At 45.8% G+C, this 23,699-nt stretch carries 20 protein-coding genes; 7 read left to right on the forward strand and 13 right to left on the reverse strand.

The window, feature by feature from the left end:
* Nucleotides 1–9: 9 nt before the first annotated feature.
* From T488_RS0115625 to T488_RS0115645, 5 genes are read left to right on the forward strand one after another with little or no spacing between them, the layout of a single operon-like run.
* A complete protein-coding gene (locus T488_RS0115625; RefSeq protein ID WP_028521620.1) occupies nucleotides 10–393 on the forward strand; it encodes a VOC family protein in 384 nt (127 codons plus the stop codon).
* Nucleotides 394–406: 13 nt separating this feature from the next.
* Entirely contained in the window at nucleotides 407–817 is a 411-nt protein-coding gene (locus T488_RS0115630; protein ID WP_028521621.1) for a DUF3795 domain-containing protein, read from the forward strand.
* Nucleotides 818–837: 20 nt separating this feature from the next.
* Nucleotides 838–1,953, forward strand: coding sequence for a dockerin type I domain-containing protein (locus T488_RS0115635; protein ID WP_028521622.1), 1,116 nt, complete (start codon nucleotides 838–840; stop codon nucleotides 1,951–1,953).
* Between the two features lies 1 nt (nucleotide 1,954).
* The gene (locus T488_RS0115640) at nucleotides 1,955–2,407 is read left to right on the forward strand and encodes a hypothetical protein (protein WP_028521623.1); all 453 of its coding nucleotides are present in this window, start codon (nucleotides 1,955–1,957) and stop codon (nucleotides 2,405–2,407) included.
* Between the two features lie 4 nt (nucleotides 2,408–2,411).
* Entirely contained in the window at nucleotides 2,412–2,912 is a 501-nt protein-coding gene (locus tag T488_RS0115645; protein WP_028521624.1) for a GNAT family N-acetyltransferase, read from the forward strand.
* A gap of 68 nt (nucleotides 2,913–2,980) precedes the next feature.
* On the opposite strand, the gene T488_RS20210 is transcribed toward T488_RS0115645, so the two are convergent.
* From T488_RS20210 to T488_RS0115695, 10 genes are all read right to left on the reverse strand, one after another.
* Nucleotides 2,981–4,039: an NADAR domain-containing protein gene (locus T488_RS20210; RefSeq protein WP_242838370.1), complete on the reverse strand. Its 1,059-nt coding sequence runs from the start codon at nucleotides 4,037–4,039 to the stop codon at nucleotides 2,981–2,983.
* A gap of 469 nt (nucleotides 4,040–4,508) precedes the next feature.
* Nucleotides 4,509–6,152: a recombinase family protein gene (locus T488_RS0115655; RefSeq protein ID WP_028521625.1), complete on the reverse strand. Its 1,644-nt coding sequence runs from the start codon at nucleotides 6,150–6,152 to the stop codon at nucleotides 4,509–4,511.
* 96 nt (nucleotides 6,153–6,248) lie between these two features.
* Nucleotides 6,249–6,410 carry a hypothetical protein gene (locus tag T488_RS19730; protein ID WP_155267239.1) on the reverse strand — a complete coding sequence of 54 codons (162 nt, stop codon included), beginning with the start codon at nucleotides 6,408–6,410 and terminating at the stop codon, nucleotides 6,249–6,251.
* A gap of 458 nt (nucleotides 6,411–6,868) precedes the next feature.
* On the reverse strand, nucleotides 6,869–8,116 hold the full coding sequence (locus T488_RS0115665; RefSeq protein WP_028521626.1) for an AAA family ATPase: 1,248 nt from the start codon (nucleotides 8,114–8,116) through the stop codon (nucleotides 6,869–6,871).
* A 986-nt stretch (nucleotides 8,117–9,102) separates the two neighbouring features.
* Nucleotides 9,103–10,020, reverse strand: a complete 918-nt coding sequence (locus T488_RS0115670; RefSeq protein WP_028521627.1) for an FRG domain-containing protein — start codon at nucleotides 10,018–10,020, stop codon at nucleotides 9,103–9,105.
* 128 nt (nucleotides 10,021–10,148) lie between these two features.
* Nucleotides 10,149–10,526 carry an immunity protein YezG family protein gene (locus tag T488_RS0115675; RefSeq protein WP_028521628.1) on the reverse strand — a complete coding sequence of 126 codons (378 nt, stop codon included), beginning with the start codon at nucleotides 10,524–10,526 and terminating at the stop codon, nucleotides 10,149–10,151.
* Nucleotides 10,523–11,236, reverse strand: coding sequence for a DNA/RNA non-specific endonuclease (locus T488_RS18315; protein WP_051536522.1), 714 nt, complete (start codon nucleotides 11,234–11,236; stop codon nucleotides 10,523–10,525). Before T488_RS18315 ends, T488_RS0115675 begins: the two co-directional genes overlap by 4 nt.
* Nucleotides 11,236–14,841, reverse strand: a complete 3,606-nt coding sequence (locus T488_RS18320; RefSeq protein WP_051536523.1) for a helicase HerA domain-containing protein — start codon at nucleotides 14,839–14,841, stop codon at nucleotides 11,236–11,238. Before T488_RS18320 ends, T488_RS18315 begins: the two co-directional genes overlap by 1 nt.
* A gap of 26 nt (nucleotides 14,842–14,867) precedes the next feature.
* Nucleotides 14,868–17,243, reverse strand: a complete 2,376-nt coding sequence (locus T488_RS0115690; RefSeq protein WP_028521629.1) for a dynamin family protein — start codon at nucleotides 17,241–17,243, stop codon at nucleotides 14,868–14,870.
* Between the two features lie 179 nt (nucleotides 17,244–17,422).
* Entirely contained in the window at nucleotides 17,423–17,896 is a 474-nt protein-coding gene (locus T488_RS0115695) for a hypothetical protein (protein ID WP_028521630.1), read from the reverse strand.
* A 174-nt stretch (nucleotides 17,897–18,070) separates the two neighbouring features.
* On the opposite strand from T488_RS0115695, the gene T488_RS0115700 reads away from it, so the two are divergent.
* Both T488_RS0115700 and T488_RS0115705 read left to right on the forward strand, forming a co-directional pair.
* The gene (locus T488_RS0115700; RefSeq protein ID WP_028521631.1) at nucleotides 18,071–18,382 is read left to right on the forward strand and encodes a helix-turn-helix domain-containing protein; all 312 of its coding nucleotides are present in this window, start codon (nucleotides 18,071–18,073) and stop codon (nucleotides 18,380–18,382) included.
* 12 nt (nucleotides 18,383–18,394) lie between these two features.
* Nucleotides 18,395–18,589, forward strand: a complete 195-nt coding sequence (locus tag T488_RS0115705) for a hypothetical protein (RefSeq protein WP_028521632.1) — start codon at nucleotides 18,395–18,397, stop codon at nucleotides 18,587–18,589.
* 517 nt (nucleotides 18,590–19,106) lie between these two features.
* Here T488_RS0115705 and T488_RS0115710 read toward each other — a convergent pair.
* The 3 genes from T488_RS0115710 to carB are packed head-to-tail and all read right to left on the reverse strand — an operon-like array spanning nucleotide 19,107 to nucleotide 23,523.
* Nucleotides 19,107–19,622, reverse strand: coding sequence for a DUF4190 domain-containing protein (locus T488_RS0115710; protein ID WP_028521633.1), 516 nt, complete (start codon nucleotides 19,620–19,622; stop codon nucleotides 19,107–19,109).
* A 19-nt stretch (nucleotides 19,623–19,641) separates the two neighbouring features.
* Complete coding sequence (locus T488_RS0115715) at nucleotides 19,642–20,292, reverse strand: DUF4190 domain-containing protein (protein WP_028521634.1); 651 nt, start codon at nucleotides 20,290–20,292, stop codon at nucleotides 19,642–19,644.
* Between the two features lie 9 nt (nucleotides 20,293–20,301).
* Nucleotides 20,302–23,523, reverse strand: a complete 3,222-nt coding sequence (gene carB / locus T488_RS0115720) for a carbamoyl-phosphate synthase large subunit (RefSeq protein WP_028521635.1) — start codon at nucleotides 23,521–23,523, stop codon at nucleotides 20,302–20,304.
* Nucleotides 23,524–23,699: the final 176 nt, after the last annotated feature.

Here is a 23,699-nt window from a genome sequence, read left to right on the forward strand (position 1 = left end):
AAGAAAGATATGCGCATAGAACATATTGCAATGTACGTAAATGACCTTGAAGACGCCAGAGATTTCTTTGTGAATTATCTCGGCGGACGTTCAAACGACGGCTATCACAACAAAGATACGGGCTTCCGCTCATACTTTATCAGCTTTGAGGACGGTGCGAGACTGGAGCTTATGAACAAGCCCGGGGTGGCTGAGACAGACAGCTCCCGCGAGCATACAGGCTGCGCTCATATCGCTTTCAGCGTGGGAAGCAGGGAGAGAGTGGACGAGCTGACGGAGATACTCCGCGGAGCAGGCTATGAAGTGAAAAGCGGTCCGCGGACAACGGGTGACGGATACTACGAGAGCAGCATTGCGGCTATAGAGGGCAATATCATCGAAATAACGGTATGAGCGGAGGTGCATTATGAAACGAGAACTAAGCATAGCACGGTGCGGACTTGCCTGCTGTCTGTGCAGCGAGAATGCGGAATGCAGAGGGTGCAGGCAGGACGGCTTTCTTGACCTTTCATGGTGCAAGGACGCAGAGTGGTGCGAGAACAGGAAATGCGTACTGGAAAAGAATATCGCAGGCTGCTATGAGTGCAGTCCCGAGGGCTGCCGCAAGGGGCTTTTCAAGGACAAGATAAAGGCGAGGGCTTTTGCGGAGTATGCGCGGCGTTACGGCGTTGAGGCTCTTCTGGACTGCCTTGAGCGCAACGAGAAGGCAGGGATAGTCTACCACCGCAGGGGTATTATGGGAGACTATGACGATTTCGACGACCTTGAGCAGCTTATAGACTTTATAAGGACGGGAAAAAGAGGACCATCAGAGTAACCCGGAACGGAGGCGACCAAATGAAGCTGAAAGCAACACTGAAACACATCATAATATCAGCGGCAGCAGTCTGCCTTGTGCAGCTGCCTGTAAGTACAGTCTCGGCGGAGGGCGGCGCTGCTCAGCTTCCCCGGGGCTGGCTTCTGTGGCACAGCTACAGCGACTACTCCGCCATGGACAGCATTCTGTATCTGCGCAGTCCCGACGGAACTACCGAGACCATAAGCGGAGACTTCGTCCACCCTATGAACGGCAGCTTCGGCACCTCTCCGCAGCAGATAGTCTTCATGGCTATAGACGAGAGGGCGGACGAGTGGGACATATACCTCCGCGACAACGGCAGTATCACAAACCTCACCGAGAACAGCGGCTTCCGCAACGAGGACCCGAAATTCTCTCCCGACGGCAGAAGCATAGTTTTCAAGCGCGGTCACTGGGACGGGGCTGCCGACGGCTTTGTCTATGACCTTGCCCTCATGAACGTTCAGACGAGAGAGGTCACCACGCTGACTGAGGGATACGTTGAGGAGGCTATGCCCTGTTTTTCTGCTGACGGAAGCAGTATTTACTACGCAGGCTACAGCGGCGGCATCGGCGCGATATACCGCCTTGATCTCAGCTTCCTCACCACGGAGACCATATTCGCCGAGGAGGGCGTGACCGCCTATTATCCGGTAGTCAGCGGCGATGAGCTGTACTTCACCAAGTGGTTCTCGGCAGAGGATCACAGCGATCAGATGATGTGGTATGACGGCAGCAGCATACAGCCCATGGGATTTAACTCTGCGGACTATGACTGCTCAGACCCCTGTCCCGTGGGGGAAGGCATGGTGTTCAGCAGCACAATGAACGGCGGTTATGACCTGTATTACTCCGACGGTGAGAGCGTTACACGTCTTTCGGAGCTCAGCTCCGATAAAAGCGACCTGGGAGCCGCATTCTTCCCCTGTGAGACTGCGGGAGACGTAAACGGCGACGGCAGCTTCAATACTGCGGACGTTGTGACCTTCCAGAAATGGCTCCTTGCCGTTCCCGATACCGAGCTGAAAAGCAGCAGCGCCGCAGACCTCTGCAAGGACGGGACGCTGGACGTTTTCGACCTCTGTGCAATGAGACTGGCGCTGACAGGAGGATAAAATGGACATAAGCACAAGAATAGAGGAGCTTCTTGAGGGAAAGCCGCTCCTCATAGACATACTTCCGAAGACCGTCCCTCAGGACGCAGGAGGACGGTATTTTGACGTTGAGACCTATTTCCGCAGCCACAGATCCGACCTTGACCGCAGGCTCACAAATATCATTCTCAGGCTTTACTGCTTCTGCGATATGACCGTAGTTACCGGGGAGGGCACCGCGGAGCAGCCGACGGCGGAGGAGCTGGCATCGCTTCTGGAGAAGCTATTCCGCCAGGGAAGGGGCTTTGCGAACATATACCTGCCCAGGTGTGACGGGCTTATCACCTTTTACGGCGGCGACCTGTATATGGCGGTGTACAATATCGGCGGCGAGACGAGGGAGCTTCTTTCGCAGCTGGTCTCTGCAGAGGGGCTTTTCCTCCGCGAAGCTCCGGGATTTGATACAAAGGAGTGACGGTATGCTGTATCTTAAAGCTGCAAATTACGATGACATCGAAAAGGAATGGCTGTTCCAGCGCAGTATCCCCGTGGAGGAGAACAGCTTCATCAATGAATATCACGGCATAAGCCGTGAGGACTTCGGCACCGCTCTTGACACCATTATCGCCCAGTCGCGGGGAGAGCAGCTTCCCGAGGGCTATGTGCCCCAGACCGTGTACTATCTCCTGGACGATGATACCATCGTGGGTACATTCCACTTCCGACACTATCTCACGGAAGCTCTTGCCGAGGGCTCGGGACATATCGGCTACTATATCGCTCCAGGATACCGCGGCAAAGGCTGCGGCACACAGGGGCTGAAGCTGCTCCTTGAGGAGATAAGGGGCGCAGTCGCCGAGGAGGAGATATATCTGCGTGTGAACAGGGACAATCCTGCGTCGCTGAGAGTAATGCTTCGCAATGGCGGCTATATCCACCATGAGGACGAGGACAAATACTATGTGAGGATACCGAAATAGTCCGCGCATAAAGAAAGCCGCAGGGAGCTTCTGCTCTCTGCGGCTGTTTTGCGGTTATATTACGGGCGTCAGCCCTCTGCTCTCAGCATATTGCGGACCTCCATAAGTGCAAAGCCCAGGAGGTTCTGACCCTTCCACCTGTCGGCGGAGAGCCTGTCATCGTCGTCCTTGTCAAGACCGCACGCCCATATATGGTCATTGGAGGTGCACTCCACAAGCACTGCGTCTTCTGTGCTGAGAAGGAGCCTTTTCAGCTCGGGATTTTGCGAGAATTTGGCATAGAGACCTCTTATGGCAACGGTCTGTCTCACACCTGCCCAGACGCTGTCTATGTAGCCTGATGCCTCTCTGCCGAGAGCCTTCTGGTCTTTGGGAGAGTCTGAATTCAGCAGCTTTTCTGCGGTGACGGTATCGCCGAAGGTCAGGCACTTGCGGTACATGATGTACTGCTCCGATGTATTGAATTTTACGCCGTCAACGGTGAACTCAGAGGGAGCCCAGTTGCTGAAAGCGCCGTATTCGTCCCCGACTTTGTAGAAGAAAATGGCGTCGGTCTCGGTATTTCCCATACGGAGCCTGTCCATTTCAGAGGCAGTCTGAGTGCCGCTGCCTTTATGGGGGAGAAGCTCACTGAGGATAGCATTGCCCATGTCGAACTGCTCCTCTGAGAGCACTGCGAAGGAAATATCCATGTCATTTTTTTCCGTGAAGTCGCGGCAGGCTGTGAGAGCTATCCTCCAGGCGTCCTCGCTGGGGTAGCCGTAAATGCCTGCGGACACAAGAGGAAATGCTATGGAGCGGCAGCCCTTTTCTGCGGCTGCGGTAAGAGAGCTGTAATAGGTGCTGTAGAGCAGCTTTTCCTCGTCCTGGTCGCCGCCGCGCCAGATAGGACCTACGGCGTGGACGATGTATTTTGCGTTCAGCGAGAATGCAGGCGTTACTACTGCAGAGCCCGTGTTGCAGAAGCCTATCTCGTCGCAGGCGGCTTTAAGCTCGGAATAGCCTGCTGCGGAGAATATGGCGCCGCAGACTCCTCCTCCTGCCGAGAGATGATTGTTTGCAGCGTTTACTATTGCGTCTGTACGGAGCAGAGTTATGTCTGATCTGACCACAGAGATGTTGCCCATTGGGATTCCTCCTTTTCGGAAAGCTATATGGACCTGAGCCGCTTTCGGTAGAGTAGCATGGTAGTATCATGCGGTCAGGAGGTATTTTATGCTTTATGTTGAACGTATTTGTGCATATACATCAATTATACCATAAAAATCCCAGAAAATCAACAAGTTTATGCTCCGTAAAAATAAAAGCCGACACTTAAGGGCGGTGCTTATATAGAAGTTTATAGGTAATTATCGGGGACAAACCTTTCTGAGGAAAGGTTCTTTCCCCGACCCCCTTTTCCAAAGACTTTATAACTGAATTTAGCCCCAGAAGGGCGTTCCATATAAATGTAATAATCGGTAATATTACCAGGAGCGCCCTTCTGGGGCTAAATTTAATGCTAAAAGTTTTAGGAAAGGAGTTTTCTCCACGTTCCTTAACGAACAATTAATATGTATGATGTCTCCGAGGGAAAGTCCCTCGGAGATTTTTGTGTTATACTTGATTTAAAAGTAATTCGCCTGACTTAGTTTCAGTCTTGTCGACCATAATTGGCTTGTCGGGAGCGACTGTGAGATAGATGACGATACGATTGCCGCAGGTCCTTGAATGCTTGACTTCCTTTTCGTAGACCTCTATTCGCTTTACAAAGGCTCGCAGTATCTCAGGAGTCAGCTTCGTTATCTTGGTGAACTGCTTGGCGCTGCTGATGAAGTCATTGATACATTTCTCGCGCAGCTTCATCTTATCGTCCTTTGAATCAAGAGCTGAAAGCTTGTCTTTTATCTCACTCTGCTCTTTCTCGAAGCTGGCTGAAAGGGTATCATATCGATCATCTGTTATCTTACCATTGGATCTGTCCATGTAGAGAAGCTGAATCGCATTATCGAGTTGGGTTATTTTTGTTTCGTACTCGCTGCGCAGTTTTTCATTCTCTTTAAGCTGTTTCTGAGCCTCAGCTTCACCGTTTTCAAGCGACATTCTGTGAAACTCTTCTGCATGGTCTCTTGCCAATGCGACTACACGATTTAAGTATCTCAGCACGATAGCGTCGAGTGCCTTCTCCCTGATGTAATGCGAAGTGCAATCCGTGACGCGGCTTTGGTAGCCTCCGCACATATAATTATTTTTAGCGGGATCGAGCGTTCTCGCTCTGTGAAGGTACAGCTTTGAACCGCATTCCGCGCAGTAGAGGTACCCTGCAAACTTATCCGTCTCGCCAAACTTATCGGATTTCTTCCTGCCCTCATAGCGCTTCTGTACCACATCGAACAGCTTTCGGCTGATTAGAGCTTCATGAGTGTTCTCGAAGATAAGCATATTCTCGGGCTCGTTCTTCAGCGTCTTTTTCAGCTTGTTGGACTTAGTATAGGTGCTGAAGTTGACCGTGTCGCCGCAGTAGATACGATTCTTTAGCATTTCCCTGACGGTTTTAAGACACCAGCGATACGGTGATTTAGTTTTCTGCTTTCCTGCTCTTTTGGCCGCATACGCACTTGGAGTAAGAACTTTCTCTGCGGTAAGTATATCGCATATCTTGCGTACGCCTTTGCCCTCAGCGCTCATTTCAAATATACGTTTGACTATTGATGCAGTCTCGGGATCAGGTATCAAGTGCTTGTTCTCGTCCTTCATGTAGCCGAAGGGAGTTGTCGTTCCGACACGCTCACCGCGTTCACCCTTTGCCCGCTGAACTGCACGTATCTTGCGCGAACAGTCGCGAGCGTAAAAATCATTAAACAGGTTCTTTATGCCAGACATTTCATTGATACCTTTCGCGCTATCCACGCCGTCCGTAACTGCAATGAAACGCACATCGTATGCAGGAAACACCAACTCCATTAGACGACCTGCTTCAAGATAGTTTCTTGAAAGACGACTTTGATCTTTGACAATAACTGTTCCGATAAGTCCGTTCTCAACATCGCTGAGCATTCTCTGATAGTCGGGACGGTTGCTGCTTACTCCGCTGTAACCGTCGTCGATGTAATACTGACAGTTTCTGAAACCGTTCTTGTCGGCGTAGTCCTTCAACATCATTCTTTGATTCTCAATTGACAGCGACTCTCCTGCACGCAAGTCCTCCTGACTGAGGCGGCAGTACAGCGCTGTTATCTGTTCCGTGTTTGATCCTCTCATGCAAACCTCCTGTTCCGAACGCATTCGTTCTGGAATCAAACCGAATAGGATACACACACAGTATATCACCACTCGGCTCTAAAGTCCAGAATTTTTTCAGCTTATTTTCTCACCGTTTATGAGGTGCTTTATCTTATCTGCGACTGTTTCGTGTTCACTTTCCGGAGACATGAACACGAGACTTACTTCAAACTTCTGACCGTCGACGATCATTGTTTTGTCAACGTAAAGCTTTTCTTCATGTTTATTCTCTTTCATTTGAACTCCTTTCATGTCACACGATCAATTACGAATATTTTTGCTGAAACTCCCTCCTGACACCTTTCATATTTCCCGTAACACAGCCATTAGTTGGCTTTTTCTAAAAAATTGACTCCTGTAATTACAGGTTTTTACAAAAATGACTCCTTTCTTTCTGATGCGTAAGTGCCGAATATTCGGCGGGCTTTGCCCGTCCGATGTGATCTGGCAGGCGCTTTGACGCCAGCCTTTTTCCTGCAAACCACAAAGGGGCTCGGGGCCTCCCGTTTTCAGCGGCAGGCGGAATGCCGCATGCGATGCTTGCCTTCCCAAAATGGAAGACTTTTTGTCACTCGCCGCTGCTTCTGTTCTCAGCGGATATGCTGCCAAACTCGCTCTACGTTGCGCGACAACCGCGTTCAACGGGAGCGGTGGGGTAACTGTCCAATTTCTGTGTACTGGCGGCACAAATCGGCTCACGGCGTGAGTTTGAACTCGGGGACGACTATTCCGCGTTCGGCAGCTATCTTTGCTCTGAGACGCTCGGCACACTGCTGAATGACATCGTTGATGTTCACGCGCGTTATCGGCATAGGCATACCGTCTACTATTGCGTACTCCGAGCCGTCACCCGAAACGCTTTTGCCGTCACCCTTTTCCAAGCCGTCACCCAGCTCAGATGACGTATCTAAGATGTTTGCAGGCTCTTGGGTGCCGGCTGGGCAATTGTTGTCTCCCCACATTATTCTGCCGTCACCGCTGTCACCCGAACGGTCATAGTACAGTCTGAGCTTGCGCTTGCCGTGACTACGCTCGATACGAAAACGAACACCGTAGCCCTCGAGCTCAACACCATGCTGCATAAGCTTTTTCGATATCATATTGCAGGGGATAGTCAGGTGAAAGTGCTTTTCAAGTTCATCACTCAACTCGGTTGCGGTCGTGGTCATTTCATTTTTTTCAACCATAAAGTCGTGCAGGACGAAAGCAAATATGTCTGGTTGCTTCTGCACTGGCGGAGCGGTAACAGTCCAGCGGCTGCCGACCATTTTCAGTGCTATGTCGCAGGCTTCAATGTCACGACCGATCGCACTCAGCGTTGCATACGGCTGAGACCTGTCCTCACGTTTGAGAACAAAGCTGCCGTCAGCGCAGCCAGTTATTCCACTTGTACCTGATATCATTTTGAACGGGTCGCTATCCCTGCACTTGCGAAGGTGATGAACGAGCAGTATCGCAATACCGAGTCCGGCAGCAAGATCTTTCAGCACACTCATCTCGCGGTAGTCGGAAGCGTAGGTCTGCTCGTCGCCTGAGCGAACCTTTTGAAGTGTGTCAATGACTACGATTTTCAAATCATTGTGTTCTCTTTTGAAGTCACGTATCTGCTCTTCAAGTCCGTTGCCAATCGTATTGGCGAGCAGGGAAAAGTACAGCTTGTCAGTCGGCTCGTCGGTCAGCTCATAGACACGGTTCTGCATTCTGATGTAGCTGTCCTCGAGGCAAAGATAGAGCGCAGTTCCCTGTATAGTTTCGCGCCCGAGTACCGTTTCTCCCTTGGCGATACTGAGGCAGATGTCGAGAGCCAGCCACGACTTGCCGACCTTCTGATTGCCTGCAAGGATAAACAATCCCTGCGAGATAAGACCGTCAACGAGGAATTCCATAGGTCTCATCAGTGTTGTCATAAGTTCTTCACAGCTCATAGTTTCAAGTTTTTTCATATGATCTCTCCTTTCAGCTTCGGTTTTTATGCGTATGGTAAATTCATTTTCATCACCCCCGAGACAAACAAAAAAGCGCACAGTAGTCCGTGACGAACCACTGTGCGCTTTAAATATATTTTTTGACAATATAAAAAGGCAGAGTGATGCCTTCGCATTACTCTGCCTTTATCAACTTTAATACGAGAACGATAGTCTGCAAAATGACATAGTTAGCCCCTTGATCACCATTTTTGTAAACTAAACATCTAACAATTGAACCATCATAAGTGACGGTTCGTACCCCCGTGGAGGTACCTTATCATGACTGTGCGCCATGACGTTTTCCTCATTCCGAGGCTTCTGATATTCTCCTACAGACTATCGTCTGCACCCTCCGAAGCCGGGAACACATCAGCCGAAGGTCGTCCTCAACCTTCACATAGCTCTTTGTCTCTCTGTCCTTACGGAGTCAGAGCCGCACGTGCGGATGGGCGCGCAAGCCAGCTGTCATTGCCATAATAGGAGCGGGTGGGGAGCCCTCATGGGCAGTTTCGTTGGATACATAATACGAGCTGTTGAATTACTGCTCGGTAGCCTACAAAACTGGAATTGGGAGTTCCAAGGTACTCAGCTAAGTTCTGTTGGTCTTCCTTGACACGACTCGCTGAGTCTCTCCTACCGCCTTCACGTATTTATCGCTCGCTCTTTCGAGGTCCTGGCGTACGGAAGCTCGCGGCTTGTCGGTTTTTGCCGGCACCGGTCTTGCTGCACACTGATGTGTTGATATTCAATTTTCAAGCTGCTATCCCATTAAGGGACATTATCATAATAACATAGAACGTAAGTTCTGTCAAGGCCGTTCAAGAAACTTTGTTCGGTTGCACAAATGTTCGATTTTTGAGGTAGGTCCTCAATGTGCATTGCGCACAAAATTCTTATCATGATAAATGAAAAGCTCCCTCGACTGAGAGAGCATATAAAATGGAAGGCAATTACCTAAAAAATTATAGAGTAACTATTTCTTTTAAACTGCGTTCACAAATATCGTCAACAAGCATCTTACATCCTCTGTCTATATCTTCTGGGAAAAGTGTTGATACATCAATATTCAATGATTTCAACTGCAAACATATCTCTTTTTTGCATGAATTAGGTATTTTTATTATATTAGTGATAAATGGACTGCTGCCTTTATCAATTTCATCTATTCTATCTTCGAAATAATATCCGTTTTGACTTGAAAATCCAGATTTGATTGGATGTTCTCCATATCCCAAATAATTAACAAACAATATATAGTATCCTGATTGAGCGCGTTGGCGCTCAAAAAATGATTTAGTTTTTATTAAAATAGGTTGCATTGCAGTACACATTATTTGCTCATAGTTACTTGTATGCATATTAACAGATAATTTTAATTTTACACCTGATTCTTCTAAGTATTCATCAAAATCAAGCGGATATTGATGATTTTTAAATCCTATTGACGATAATGCCTCAATACCTTCATAATCATATGGGTTAATCGCATCCATTTTGAAAACAAATACTTCCCCATTTTTATCTTGTTTAGAAGAACAAGCAAAATATAATGCTACAAGTGGATTAGAAGTAACATCCAATAATCTCGTAGGTACTCCATAATGCTGCAACTGTGTCAATAATTCAATATTACTTGTATAATTACAAAAAACATTTGTGTATTTAAGAAGTGATTCTGATACTATTTCTTTTTCAAGTTCTAAGTATTTTTTATCACTTCCTTTTATTTCGCGGCATATATGTGGTAACAATTTATAATCTTCGTTGCTTTGCCCCCTATAATAAAACTCACCTAATCTCGAATCATTTATTGTGTGTATTGCTTCGAGATATTCTGCTATATTTCTTATTTCAAATTCACGTTCATAACAGCATCCCATTTTTATTTCTCCTTTCTTTTCTATACCGTCTTTTGGCTATTCTTCCGTAATATGATTATATATTTGAATTAACTTTAGAGCCTATGTTGAAAACCAATCTATGAAGTGTAATAATGATAACTACTCACTTATTTAAGATACGTTTCCTTCCAACGCTGATAATATCCAATAGTGTCTTCTGAAATATCATCATACTCATAATCAGCCTTGAAATTGCCTTCATCGTCAACGACAAGCGTCATAACATACCATGTATCCTTCTTGCTCAATTCCTTACGAATAGGCATTATCTGACTATCGATAACAGCAAATGCCTTTATTATATCTCGCTTAGGAATATCTTTAATCTTAAAGCAGTCAGTAAACTGTCCGTCACCTGTGTCAACAAAGTACTTCATGCTGTAACTGCTTTCGCCATATTGAGCGTAGAACACTACCTTATGCCAATCATCGGGCAATACCTCCTGCAATGTATTGAATATGCTCTGATATGGAATATCTTTCATTTCACTTCACCTCTTGGATCATTGGAGAATACCTTGACAAATTCTTCTCCGTTAATAGAATAGCTTACTATAAAGCTGTCAGGACGATATGACTTGCCGGGATAATCCATTTCGACTTTCATATAAACTTCATTTCCTTTTGCAACTTCTTTGGCAAGAGAATCTTCAAATTTATTATATTCGCCACGATTTAATGTACTGTCTTGAGGGACTAAGTTACCAATATCCCCTTTTCCATTAAACCTATCTCCAATTGGATGTCCACGATCATCTGTTGCCTTTTCATCGCCCTTCCCAATTTCAGATAATGTAGTGCTTTGAGGGATTGTTTTATATCCCTCATGGTTTTTCAACTGCAACTTTCCCTCAGCAGAGACTATTCGCCCCTGATCATCCGTTTCATACTTATAACCATTGATTTCATAGGTATTATCTGCTACAAGATCATTATCGACACGATATACTTCGCCGTTATCATCGGTATAGTGCTTTTTACCGTCAACTTCAAAAACAGTATTAGGCTGTAAATCGTTATTTTCTCCGATTTCTTGTGGTATATCCTGTGCCTTAGCAGAGTTCTCGCCGATTTCTTTTGGAGCATCGGTATAACTATTCTTATTTTCGCCTATCTCTTTTGGAACTTCAACTGGCTTGATTTCTGAAACCTTTGCAGGATTAACATCAGATGATACATCTTTCATGTTCATCATTACATGATACCCCCATTCATTCCGAAATATTGGTATCTGCGAGCAATATCCGCACAAGTTTCCTCACTGTTAATAGCAATGCAGATATACTGCTGAACTGTATCTATCAGCTTATCATCGCTGTCAAGCGAGAATACACTTCCAATAGACCGACGTACACGGATGAGACCGACTTCGTTGTTTTCAGCGTTTCTGAGAAGCATTGCGGTTCTATGTCCGCCGAATACATTATAAGCAACAATTAGCTTTTCTTCCTCGGTAAGCGATTCATCTGCAAGTCCTTTACGGAGGATACGCTTTGTGTTATCGCCGTTTTCAAGCCTGTTTATCCAATCAAGTACTTCTGTTTTTTCTTCATCAGACAAAGCTATTTTTTCGGAAATGCCGTAAATATTCAGCATAAGATGATAAGCAGATATATTGCTCTCTTTCTTGTTGAAAGCATATTTACGCTCTTTATCGTATTTTTCAGACTTGCATAATACCGCTTCTATCCAATCGTTCTGATGAATAACTGCAACGAATGCAGGCAGTTTCGCAAGTTCCTTGATCTGAACATCATTCAATGCTATCGACTTTCCGACAAGCTCACAATCATGTTCATCGGGAAGTCGGAAAATGATCTTGGTATTTGTGTTGCGGATAACTGCTTCATCAAGCATATCGGGAGCTTGATCTGCAATGATAAAGCCTTCACCGTATGTACGCATCTCTGCAATCGCATTTGTGAGCATCTCAACAGACTTGCCCTGTAAATTTGATGATTCCTGTGCCTGAGCAAAGGAAGTTCGTCTGAGGAGATTGTGAGCTTCCTCCAATACAGTAATATGTTGTAAGCTTTCATTCATCTTATCGGGCTGCATACGGTATTCCTGCAACTTCATGATAAGAATGCCCATAATAAGCGATTTGGTCTCAACAGAACCTACTCTGCTTATATCAACAATAACATTCTTGTCAAAGAGAGCTTTGTTGCTTATCTCCTTAGTAGAGCAGAATATCTCACCGTTGATACCGTTCGTCAAGGATTTTACTCTTGTTATCAACGCTCCCGAATAGTCACTCTTGGTATCTGCGGAATACAGAGATTCGCTCATTATTTCGGGTAACACCTTTATCAAATCAGCGAATGTCGGGAACTCATCACTGTAATATGCAGGATTCGAGAATATCCAGCCTTTATCCTTGTATACTCTCTCTATAGCATCTTTCAGCACAGCAGGCATAGCTGCATACATTGGCCAGCAGGCGTTGAAAATCTCAACAAGGCGGTCAATATGTTCCAAAACATTGATATGCTTCGGGAACGAGAAAGGATTTATATGCAGAAGCTCGGTGTACATAGGATTGGTTCCGTATACGCTGACATCATCAAATCCACCGAGAACATTCTTGTATTCGCCCTTTGCAGGCTCGATAACAAGAAAATGCTTGTCCTCCTCATATATCTGTTCAAGCAAATTATATATAAAATTTGACTTACCTGTTCCTGTTGAGCCTGTTATGAATGTATGAGCGCAAAGGCTGTCCATATCGAGTTTGACACGGATATTCTTATCCTCTTTACGCATATGATATACATTGCCTGCAATGAGAGTTTTGGGCGCTTTCTCACTTGGCGGTGTAAACTTCTGAACTTCTCTGCCAAATGCAACGCTTTCAAGTACAGGCAGACCACTTACCGACTTTTTAGGCAGATTCAGCGAATATGCAAGTTCTCTGCCCGTAAGCGATACTGTAGCATTAACATGAGGTGGATACATTAGCCAATCCGGATCGAACGACGGATCATCAGGAGTTATATCAAGTTCAAATTCCGGATGCTGTAATCTCCTGATAAATTCCATGATGTTGGCTATATCGTCTTTCCGTTCCTCACGGTACTCCCAAAGATTTACGGCAGACTGTGATAAATACGAATTCTCGCCTTGTGTTAAGGCAAGATACATATGAGCAGTATTATTGGCGATTATAGGACTTTCAGACATAAAGTAGGCAGAGAAATCCCACATACCGAGTGCCGTACTCTGCTCCACACGCTTTATCTGCTTCTCAATAAGCTCAAGTGTATTCTTAACATCATAGTTTATGAAATTTTGAGTGAGGGCATCATTTTTGCCCATAAGAACCGTAACATTAGAAGAACGGGAGAAGTTAACGCCGAAGTTCATACCTATATTTGTGGCTATGCTATGGGCATTAGATGCCATTCTGCCTATCGTATCGGTAATAGATTTGCCCTTTGTGACTGTATCAGCAAGACCTTTAGCCGCAGTTTCAGCGTGAGACAGTCCCTGGGTAGCGGTTTGGGTTATCGTATGACCTGATCCACTGGTATTGGTAGTCGATGTACCTGAACCAGTCGTATTGGTAGTGCTACTGCTTGTACCTGTTTGATTTGCAGTGCTATTGCTCGTACTTCCCGAGCCGCCTATACCAAAAGGAGTAATACTTACATTTCCTGTTGCTGAATCAGTATCGGTAACAGAAGTATTCTCTCCTGTCATGTTGGCTGTACTGGTATTAGTACTTGTTCCTTGACTTGTCGACTGATTAGTGGTATCACTTGTACCAGACGAGGTACTACTGTTTGTACCGTCTGTTGTGCTATCAGTAGATGAATCCGTATGTGCTGTACTATCGCTGACAGTCGTTCCTCTTGAACTGTTTGTGCCTGCGGTAGTAGTATCTCCTATCTGTCTGCCTGCTGAACCGCCGAGATTTGCTCCGAATGTTGCCGATGAACCTACTGCTGTGGTCTCTGAAAGCGTGAATGTAGTTGACCACGTTGAGAATGGCGCTAACTTTGAATACAGCTCGCTGAGAGCATTTTTCCTTTCAAGCTGCTCTTTTACGGGTGTTGCAAGAAGAACAATAGTATATTCTTCAAGTTCACTGCTCGGAACAATACCGTCAATGAGCTTCTCCATACTTTGACTTATAAACTTTTCTGACTTCTCAGACGCTATATTGGACACGATAGCGACTGAGGACTTTTTTATGTCCTTTAAAACAGGAATAACGCCTGCATTCAGCTTGTCATGCGGCAGCTTCTTGATCTCTGCGCCGGCAAAGTTACCCAACAAGGACGATTCAAGTCGCTTTCCAAACATATCAGCGATATGAGGAGTATCCTTTTCGCTATTGTTGACAACTGCGAAATAAACCGTAGTACCGCTAACTCGGCGATTAAAGATGAGTGCGATATTGCAGTTTTCCTCTGAGAGCACATGATACATATTCGTCAGCTTATCAAGATTGTCCTCGGTCGGATCGGTGACCCACTTTGTTACTTCAAAATATCGGATACGGTTATCAAGACTTCTCTCATCATCAGCTTCACCGATAAACATCGGTTTGTAAAGCTCTGAAAGCTGAGGGAGATACGCTTCATAGGCTTCAATGGCATACGAGCCTAACAGTCTTTCGATGCTTTCGGGATCGGTCTCAGGCTTTTCCATGAGATAAGCATTACGCTTTTCCTCTATCTTTTCAAGCTGTGCAGAGCTTAGTCCCGAAGCCTTTGCGACAATATTACCGCCTTTGTTTGCGACTTTTCCTGCTATTTTACCTGCTCCGCTTTTGATAGTTGCCAATATAGCCATAGTATACCCCCATTTCTATGAACCGCTTACTCTGCCTGTATTTCTAACAGACGGCAAACATAGTCTTTCGTATCTTCAAGTAATTTAAGATGCTTTTTCTTTTCTTCGATGATCTGGTTAAGCTCTCCGATCTTTACTTCCCAATCATGAAGATCGGTATTGAATGTACAGAGCTTTGTCTTGATGCTTGCAACAAGTGCTTTGCTCCATTCTTCAAAATATCTGCTGTTATTACTGCTTACACGCTCGATTTCCTGCATAACAACATCATCAAGCGTCTGAACAAGGTTCTTACAGCAAGTTCCATTATCATATTTATCCTTGCCGAAGAATGTGCGCTTTACAGCGTGGATAGAGCGCAGATCAAATTCAACAACTGCTCTTGTCATGTTCTCCATGTTAAGCAATATAGAGTTCATAATAGCCTTCTGCTCATCATTAAGAACATCACTGTCGGTAATAATCCCCTTACAATCAGCCTTGAATGTCTCGGTAGCATTTTCCCAGAATGATCCGATAAGAGCGTTGGCGATAGAAGAAAATGCGTTAAGAAGTGCATTATATCTGTATCTTACCTTGCTCTCCATTCTGCGGAGCGCTTCTTCCATGTCAAAGCCTTGCTGTTCTTTCAAAGCGGAAATGTTCTTCCATTCCTGTTCAAACTCGGAATAGATGCTTAGCTTACGGATTTGCAGGAAATTTTTATATACAAGTCCATTCTGAGCCTTGAAACCGTCAAAGCTCTGACCAATAGTCTGTCTAAACTCAACAGACCTTCCACTCGCAGTCAAGCTTTGCTTATTATCCAACGATTCAGCAAGTGTACGCTGTTTATCTTCAAAGAGTGTTTGTGTGGAGATAAGTTCATCGTCACGCTGACGCTCTATTTCACGGACGTTATCCTCACAAAGCTGGATTGCCCTTTGCAGATACTCAGTAGCACGGCTGCATTTGTTACAAAGTGCATATCTGAGAGCATAATCCGATATCTCATGCTCGATACTTGCAAGACCGCTGTTGATGAAAAGAGTGGTATCTGATACAACACCTTCTTCAACAACAGGAGCAACTTCTCTGCTCTTATCAATTATATTATATTTGTACAGCACCTTATCGCCACGAGCGAATTTACGGCATCTGTCATCATAAGCATCAAAAGCATCTTCATCTATCCATGCGGATTTATCGTCGGGCTCGTCTTTCTTACTTGCAAGAGCAATTACAGACGAGAGGAAGAATATCCTCGTAGACTTCCACTTGGTTATCTTCAAACTCTGATAACGTTCACGCTTTTCGGACAATGAGCTTGGCGTAAGTATATCGCCCTTATTCACTACAATGATCGCATTTGACGTATCCAATGCTTTGCCTGTTTCCTGAATCAGAGCAAGAAGGTTATTGTTATCGGTGTAGTCCATTGTATCAGGAGTAGTCAGAAGAATGAGCAGGGCATTGGTCTGCTTACTGAGAGACTCCCTGAGAATATCAAAATGCTTCTTGTTACTATCGGAATTTGAACCGGGAGTGTCATAGATAACAAACTGATAGTGACTATCGAAGTAAGTCACCTGTCTGAAAGGTACACTTATATCTATCCTGCCTATTTCTGTAAGCAGTTTGCCCTTGTTAAGCCAGTCAAGGAAGCGATGCATATTCTTAATTTCATTATCTGCCTTCCCATCTGTGAAAACTGCTCCGATTTCTGCATTGACCTCAGACGGACAGCTATCTGAAACAGTATACTCATCATTGCTGAATGATACGGTTATAGCTTGCCCAGATACCTCAAATGATATGGAGTATGTATCACTGCAAGTGATCTTAAACATCTTTGCGGTTGTCGGATCAGACGAGCTGGGCAGTATCTCATAACCAATAAGGCTGTTGATAAATGCCGATTTGCCTGCACTGCAAAGACCTGTAACGCAGATAGCGATAGATTCATCTATGGTATCTCTGTACTTGCTTATCTCAGCAGCGATCTCGTCTTTGATATACTCACTATCTTCAAGAGTGGAAATAACATCATCAAAGCGAGTTTCAATCTGCTGCATTACATATGGAGCTTCATTGAAATACTGCTGATTCTTTTCGCTTACAATATTACAATCAGCGAAATATGTGGATATGACACTTTCTAAAGCATCATAATCGTCCTTATTTCCTATGAAATCAATATGAAGTCCTTTGTTGCCAGGGTTAAAATGCTTGTTTAGAAGCTCGACGATCTCATATGCACGATTCTGGAATGATGTTTTTGTAAATTTATCATTTATCAGTTCTGAGCTGTATTCAGCGGAAAGCTCGCTGATATTGACAAAACTGTCGTTTTCATAGCATTCGTAGACAATTTCTTTGGTATAGGGATTACAAGTGATCCTCATCTTATATGCGTTCTCCATATTTACCCCCTGAATACATAAGTTTAGTATCGCAATTCATAATCTGCAAACGTAACAATTTACAAATTTTTATAATGTATTATACCACAAATTTAGTAAAAAAGCAATACATTTCGCTATGTTTAAACAATATAAAAATGAATTCCAAAGATTGATCCTCAACTTCAATCATGCTGGAATCAAAGTTGCATATCAGCCAAGTTCCTAACCTTTTTTCTATGCTTCTCGGCATACTGCATCGTTTTATACGCTCCGCCGCTCTTATGTTGAATACAGCACACGACCAGGTCAGAACGAGCAACCATGCACCTGTTACGGACTTGTATTGCAGATTTATAGTGTGCTTCAGATGATTCGGCACAGATCTCCACCTCATCATAGTAACTGAGATAGCTCTGCTCGTTGTCACGGTACTCGGCTTTCATATACGGCAGCACAAGGATCAGTGATGTATTGCCGCAGCCGTATTGCTTGACAGCTCGTCTGATCGCTGATGCCGCCAAGAGATCAAATTCTCCGTCCCGACCGACCAGAAACTCTACATACTGTTTCTGCATGATGAGATCATGCAAGAGTTTTTCCAGTCTTCTTTCGATCTCTGCCGTTCTTTCTACTTCACGATGCCCAAAGAAACTGACTGTATACATCTCCATAGCTATCACCTGAAAATGTCATTGCCCATCTTTCTAATGATATTTCTACGCATACTGTCTAATATATCTTGATTATAACATATTTTAGAAGATTATTCAAGAGCAAACAACATATTTCCTTTGAGTATAGCTGATTTCTTTTGCTGTATTATAGTAGTAAGAGGTGATTTGACTATGACAGACGATTTTGTAAGAAACAGGATTACTCAGCTTCGGCTGCAAAAGGGAGTATCGGAATATCAAATGAGCTATGATCTCGGTCATAGCCGTGGATATATCTATAATATTTCATCGGGCAAGTCGCTTCCGCCGCTTTCGGAACTGTTTGCGATATGTGACTACTTCGGTATTACACCTGCGGAGTTCTTCGATGACAGCGTTTCCAATCCTGAGCTGATTCAGAAAGCCGTTGAAGGTATGAAGCAACTCGATGATGGAGATCAGTTGATGATACTGAATCACATCAATAGATTATTGAAAAAATAGGAGGATAGCCATATGAATGATTTCATGCTAAAGCCTGACATAGAACCTAGAGATCCTTACCAAAAAGCCTTTAAAGACTGTATGCAGGCATTACAATCTTTTTCTGAATTATCCCCACAGCTACAGCAGCAATTGTTTAACGAGTTATCTAGATATGTTGCTATGAACAATTTGTTTAACAACCTTTACAATAACGGAATGAGATAAAAATAAAGGAGTGCTATCATCATGATAACACTCCTTATTGTTTATTCGTCATCGTCATTTCATTCGTCAATTCCATGCAGAAGTTGGATGTAAACACACTCCATTTGGTTACTCTTATCACTCCAGTGAGCATCATCTTTTCAAGGAAATACAACTTTTCTTCTTTGCAGTCAGCCCAAGCCTGGTGCTCACCATTGTATACAGTAGTAATTGTCTAACTTTTGGAGGACAACAATTCATTTTCAGTAAGGTTATGCTTTCATATCATTATTAAAGATTATATTCATCACGATACTATTTTAAGTCAACACATATAATTAAGTGTAACCGTATGGAAACAACAAAAAGGCGATTCCTGCACAACACAAGTATCGCCTTTGTTCCTATTCAGTTTGATATAGTTTTTTCTTCGTTAAGCAACGTGAGCTTTGAGGGAGAACCCTTTTTCAAAAGGGTTTCCCTCAATATCACCCGTAAACCTTCTGTACGAGCGTCGCCTTTATGTGTCGGCTTATTGTCAGGATAATCTCAGGACGATTCCTAAGATCCAGTTGATTACAGATAAACCGAGGCCGACATATCCCATTATGCAGCCTGCCTTTGCTCTGCCTCCGTTGATGGAATCCTTGGACTTGTTTCCGAGAGTGATAGCTACGATAGAAAGGGCAAGACCTGCGATGGGGATACACCAAAGTATAAGGCTGATGATACCGCATACCATTGAGGCTGTAGCCTTTCCGCTGTTGTCCTCGCCGAAGCCCTGATTTACATTGCTGTAGAAATCGGGAGCGCTGTTGTAGGGATTCTGACCATAGGGATCATTGTAGCCGTTCTGTCCGTACTGGTTATTCTGGGGAGCGCTGCCGTAGCCGCCGTTCTGACCGTATGGGGCGTTCTGCTGGGCATTGCTGTAGCCGCTGTTCTGACCGTAGGGGTCATTCTGCTGAGCATTGCTGTAGCCGCTGTTCTGTCCATACGGGTCATTATTCTGTCCACTTAAGTTGTTGGGGTCATTGTTGTAGTTATTATCCATAACACTAAACTCCTTTATATTACTTGATTATCCCCATGATAAAGTAAATGTTGAAAATCAAGCTGCCTAAACTTGTTAAAGCCGAGAGGATGGTACCTGCTATAGCCATTCCCTTTTTGGTTCCTTTGAGCGCCTGGATACCGAATATCAGACCGGTGATGGCGAGACCAAGTCCGACGATCGGTATGCACCATAACAGGATACATACTATTCCTATCACCAGTGAGTATACAGCCTTTCCGGCGGTGTCGTCCGGAGGAGGAACAGAATAGGGATCGTTGACCTGAGTGTAGAAATTCGGTACAGGGTAGGGCTGTCCGTAGCCGTTCATGGGCTGACCGCCGTAGTTGGGACCGCCCTGCTGAGGATAGCCGCCGTTGACAGGACCGCCGTAATTGGGAGCTCCCTGCTGAGGGTAGCCGTTGTTTGCGGGAGCACCATAGGGCTGGCTGCCGTAATTGGGGCTGTCCTGCTGAGGATAGTTGCCGCTTGCCGGAGCACTGCCGTAGTCGGGAGCGCTCTGCTGATGGTCATATACTTGTGCAGCCTGAGTGTCATACTGCTCTGTGGCAGAGCCTGTGAAACTGTGGCTTCCGTACTGTGGCTCGGGAGCAGCGCCGCTGTTGGGCGCTCCCGAATAATTCTGATCGTTATTGTAATTATTGTCCATTTTTGTATCTTACTTGATGTCAGCGTGATGAGCCTGGAGAGACTTTACGCCCAGGTGTGTGTTGTTCTTTATAGCCTTGATACCCTCTGCACTTGCCTTTGCAGCAGCCATAGTTGTCATATAGGGAACTCTGTGCTTGATAGCAGCTTTTCTGATATAGCTGTCATCGTGAGCGCTGGTCTTGCCTGCGGGGGTATTGATTATCATCTGTATCTCGCCGTTAGCGATCTGGTCTGCGATATTGGGACGTCCCTCATAGATCTTGAAGATCTTCTCGCAGGGGATGCCTGCATCCTTTATCATCTCATAGCTCTTGCCTGTAGCGATGATCTTGAAGCCGAGGTCGTTGAAGGACTTAGCGATGTCAACAAGCTCGGGCTTGTCTCTGTCGCATACGCTGAGGAGAACTGTTCCCTCCAGAGGGAGCTTGTTCTTTGTAGCCTCCTGAGCCTTGTAGTAAGCCTCGCCGAAGGAAGGAGAAATACCGAGGACTTCGCCTGTTGAACGCATCTCAGGTCCGAGAAGGGGATCTACCTCCGGGAACATATTGAAGGGGAATACAGCTTCCTTTACGCCGTAGTGACCGATCTGCTTATCCTTGAGTCCGGGAACGGGTGAGGGTCTGCCTGTGAGCTTTGAAGTTATTATATCTGTTGCAATACGGACCATGTTGATGTCGCATACCTTTGATACCAGCGGAACTGTTCTTGATGCACGGGGATTAGCTTCGAGAACGTATACTGTATCGCCTTCGATAGCGTACTGCATATTCATGAGACCGCATACGTTCATCTCAACAGCGATCTTCTTTGTGTACTCCTTGATGGTAGCTACCTGCTTCTCTGTCAGGTTCTTTGAAGGCAGGATACAAGCGGAGTCGCCCGAATGCACGCCTGCAAGCTCGATATGCTCCATAACACAGGGAACGAAGCAGTGTGTGCCGTCTGAGATAGCGTCAGCCTCGCACTCTGTAGCGTGGTTGAGGAAGCGGTCGATGAGGATAGGTCTGTCGGGAGTTACGCCGACAGCAGCATTCATGTAGACTCTCATCATCTCGTCATCGTGAACGATCTCCATTCCGCGTCCGCCGAGAACGTAGGAAGGACGAACCATAACAGGATAGCCGATCTTGTTTGCGATAGCGATAGCCTCGTCAGCGTTTACAGCCATACCTGCCTCAGGCATAGGAATGCCCAGCTTTTCCATCATAGCGCGGAAGTGGTCTCTGTCCTCAGCAAGGTCGATGGTCTCGGGAGTTGTACCCAGGATATTTACGCCGTACTTTTTCAGGTCGTTTGCCAGGTTGAGAGGAGTCTGTCCGCCGAACTGAGCGATGACGCCAACGGGCTTTTCCTTCTCGTGGATAGCGAGAACGTCCTCAAGAGTAAGGGGCTCGAAATAGAGCTTATCAGATGTATCATAGTCAGTGGAAACTGTCTCGGGGTTGCAGTTTACGATGATGGACTCAAAGCCCAGCTTCTTGAGAGCAAGTGCAGCGTGAACACAGCAGTAGTCGAATTCGATACCCTGTCCTATTCTGTTGGGACCGCCGCCCAGGATCATGATCTTGGGCTTTTCTGTGCTTACGGGGCTCTTGTCCTCGTCAAGGTGATATGTTGAATAGTAGTAAGCCGCATTCTCTGTACCGCTTACGTGAACGCCCTCCCAGGCTTCCTTGACGCCTATAGCCATGCGGGCATTTCTGATCTCCTCCTCGGTAACATCAAGGAGTGAGCTGAGGTAACGGTCTGAGAAGCCGTTCAGCTTAGCCTGCTTCAGTGCGTCGGCAGCGGGAACGGAGCCCTTGTTAGCAAGGAGAGACTCCTCCTCGTCAACAAGCTCCTTCATCTGCTCGATGAAGTACTTCTTTATCTTAGTGAGCTCGTGGAGCTCGTCAACTGTTGCGCCCTTGCGGAGAGCCTCGTACATAACGAACTGTCTCTCGCTGGTGGGGAAGCGGAGCTCTGAAAGGAGCTCTTCCTTGGTCATATTATTGAAGTTCTTTGCAAAGCCGAGACCGTATCTGCCTGTTTCCAGTGAGCGGATAGCCTTCTGGAAAGCCTCCTTGTATGTCTTGCCGATGCTCATTACCTCGCCGACAGCTTTCATCTGAGTGCCAAGCTTGTCCTCTGCGCCCTTGAACTTCTCGAAAGCCCAGCGAGCGAACTTGATAACAATATAATCTCCGTCGGGAACGTACTTGTCAAGAGAGCCGTACTTGCCGCAGGGGATATCCTTCAGTGTGAGACCGCAGGCGAGCATAGCTGAAACGAGAGCGATGGGGAAGCCTGTTGCCTTGGAAGCAAGTGCGGAAGAACGTGAAGTTCTGGGGTTGATCTCGATAACGACGATGCGTCCTGTCTCGGGGTCTCTTGCGAACTGGCAGTTACAGCCGCCTATTACCTCGATAGACTCGATGATCCTGTATGACATCTCCTGGAGCTCCTTCTGAACGTCCTCGGGGATGGTGAGCATAGGTGCGGAGCAGAAGGAATCGCCTGTGTGAACGCCGATAGGATCGATGTTCTCGATGAAGCATACTGTGATCTTGTTGTTTTCAGCGTCACGTACTACCTCAAGCTCAAGCTCCTCCCAGCCGAAGATACATTCCTCGACCAGGACCTGTCCTACCAGTGAAGCCTGGAGACCTCTTGCGCATACGACCTTCAGCTCGTCTACATTGTATACCATTCCGCCGCCTGCGCCGCCCATGGTGTAGGCAGGACGGAGAACTACAGGATATTTCAGCTTTTCGGCTATCTTTACAGCCTCGTCAACGGAGTAGGCTACCTCGCTCCTGGGCATACCGATGCCGAGAGCGCTCATAGCGTTCTTGAACTCGATACGGTCCTCACCGCGCTCGATAGCGTCTACCTGAACGCCTATTACCTGAACGTTGTACTTCTTGAGCACGCCTGCCTTGTCCAGCTCTGAGCAGAGGTTAAGACCTGACTGACCGCCCAGATTGGGGAGGAGAGCATCGGGGTGCTCCTTTTCGATGATCTGGGTAAGTCTCTCCAGATTAAGGGGTTCGATGTAGGTGATATCCGCAACATCAGGGTCTGTCATTATAGTAGCGGGGTTAGAGTTTACGAGAACTATCTCATAGCCCAGCTTTCGCAGAGCCTTACAGGCCTGAGTACCCGAATAGTCGAACTCACAAGCCTGTCCTATTATGATAGGACCCGAGCCGATAATCATGATCTTGTTGATATCCTGTCTTTTTGGCATATTATTCTCCTGACCCGTACACGGAAAAATGTACGTTGATATATTTGCCATGAAACGTCATGGCACAACTTCTTACCTTATATAATAACATAAATCCCAACAAATTGCAATATAAAAATTCGCTTTTACGATCAGTACAATTTTGGGGAAATTGCAAAAATAGGGCTGTTGAAGTT

Origin of the sequence: Ruminococcus flavefaciens ND2009, from assembly GCF_000621785.1 — a bacterium.
Classification (GTDB): Bacteria; Bacillota; Clostridia; order Oscillospirales; family Ruminococcaceae; genus Ruminococcus; species Ruminococcus flavefaciens_C.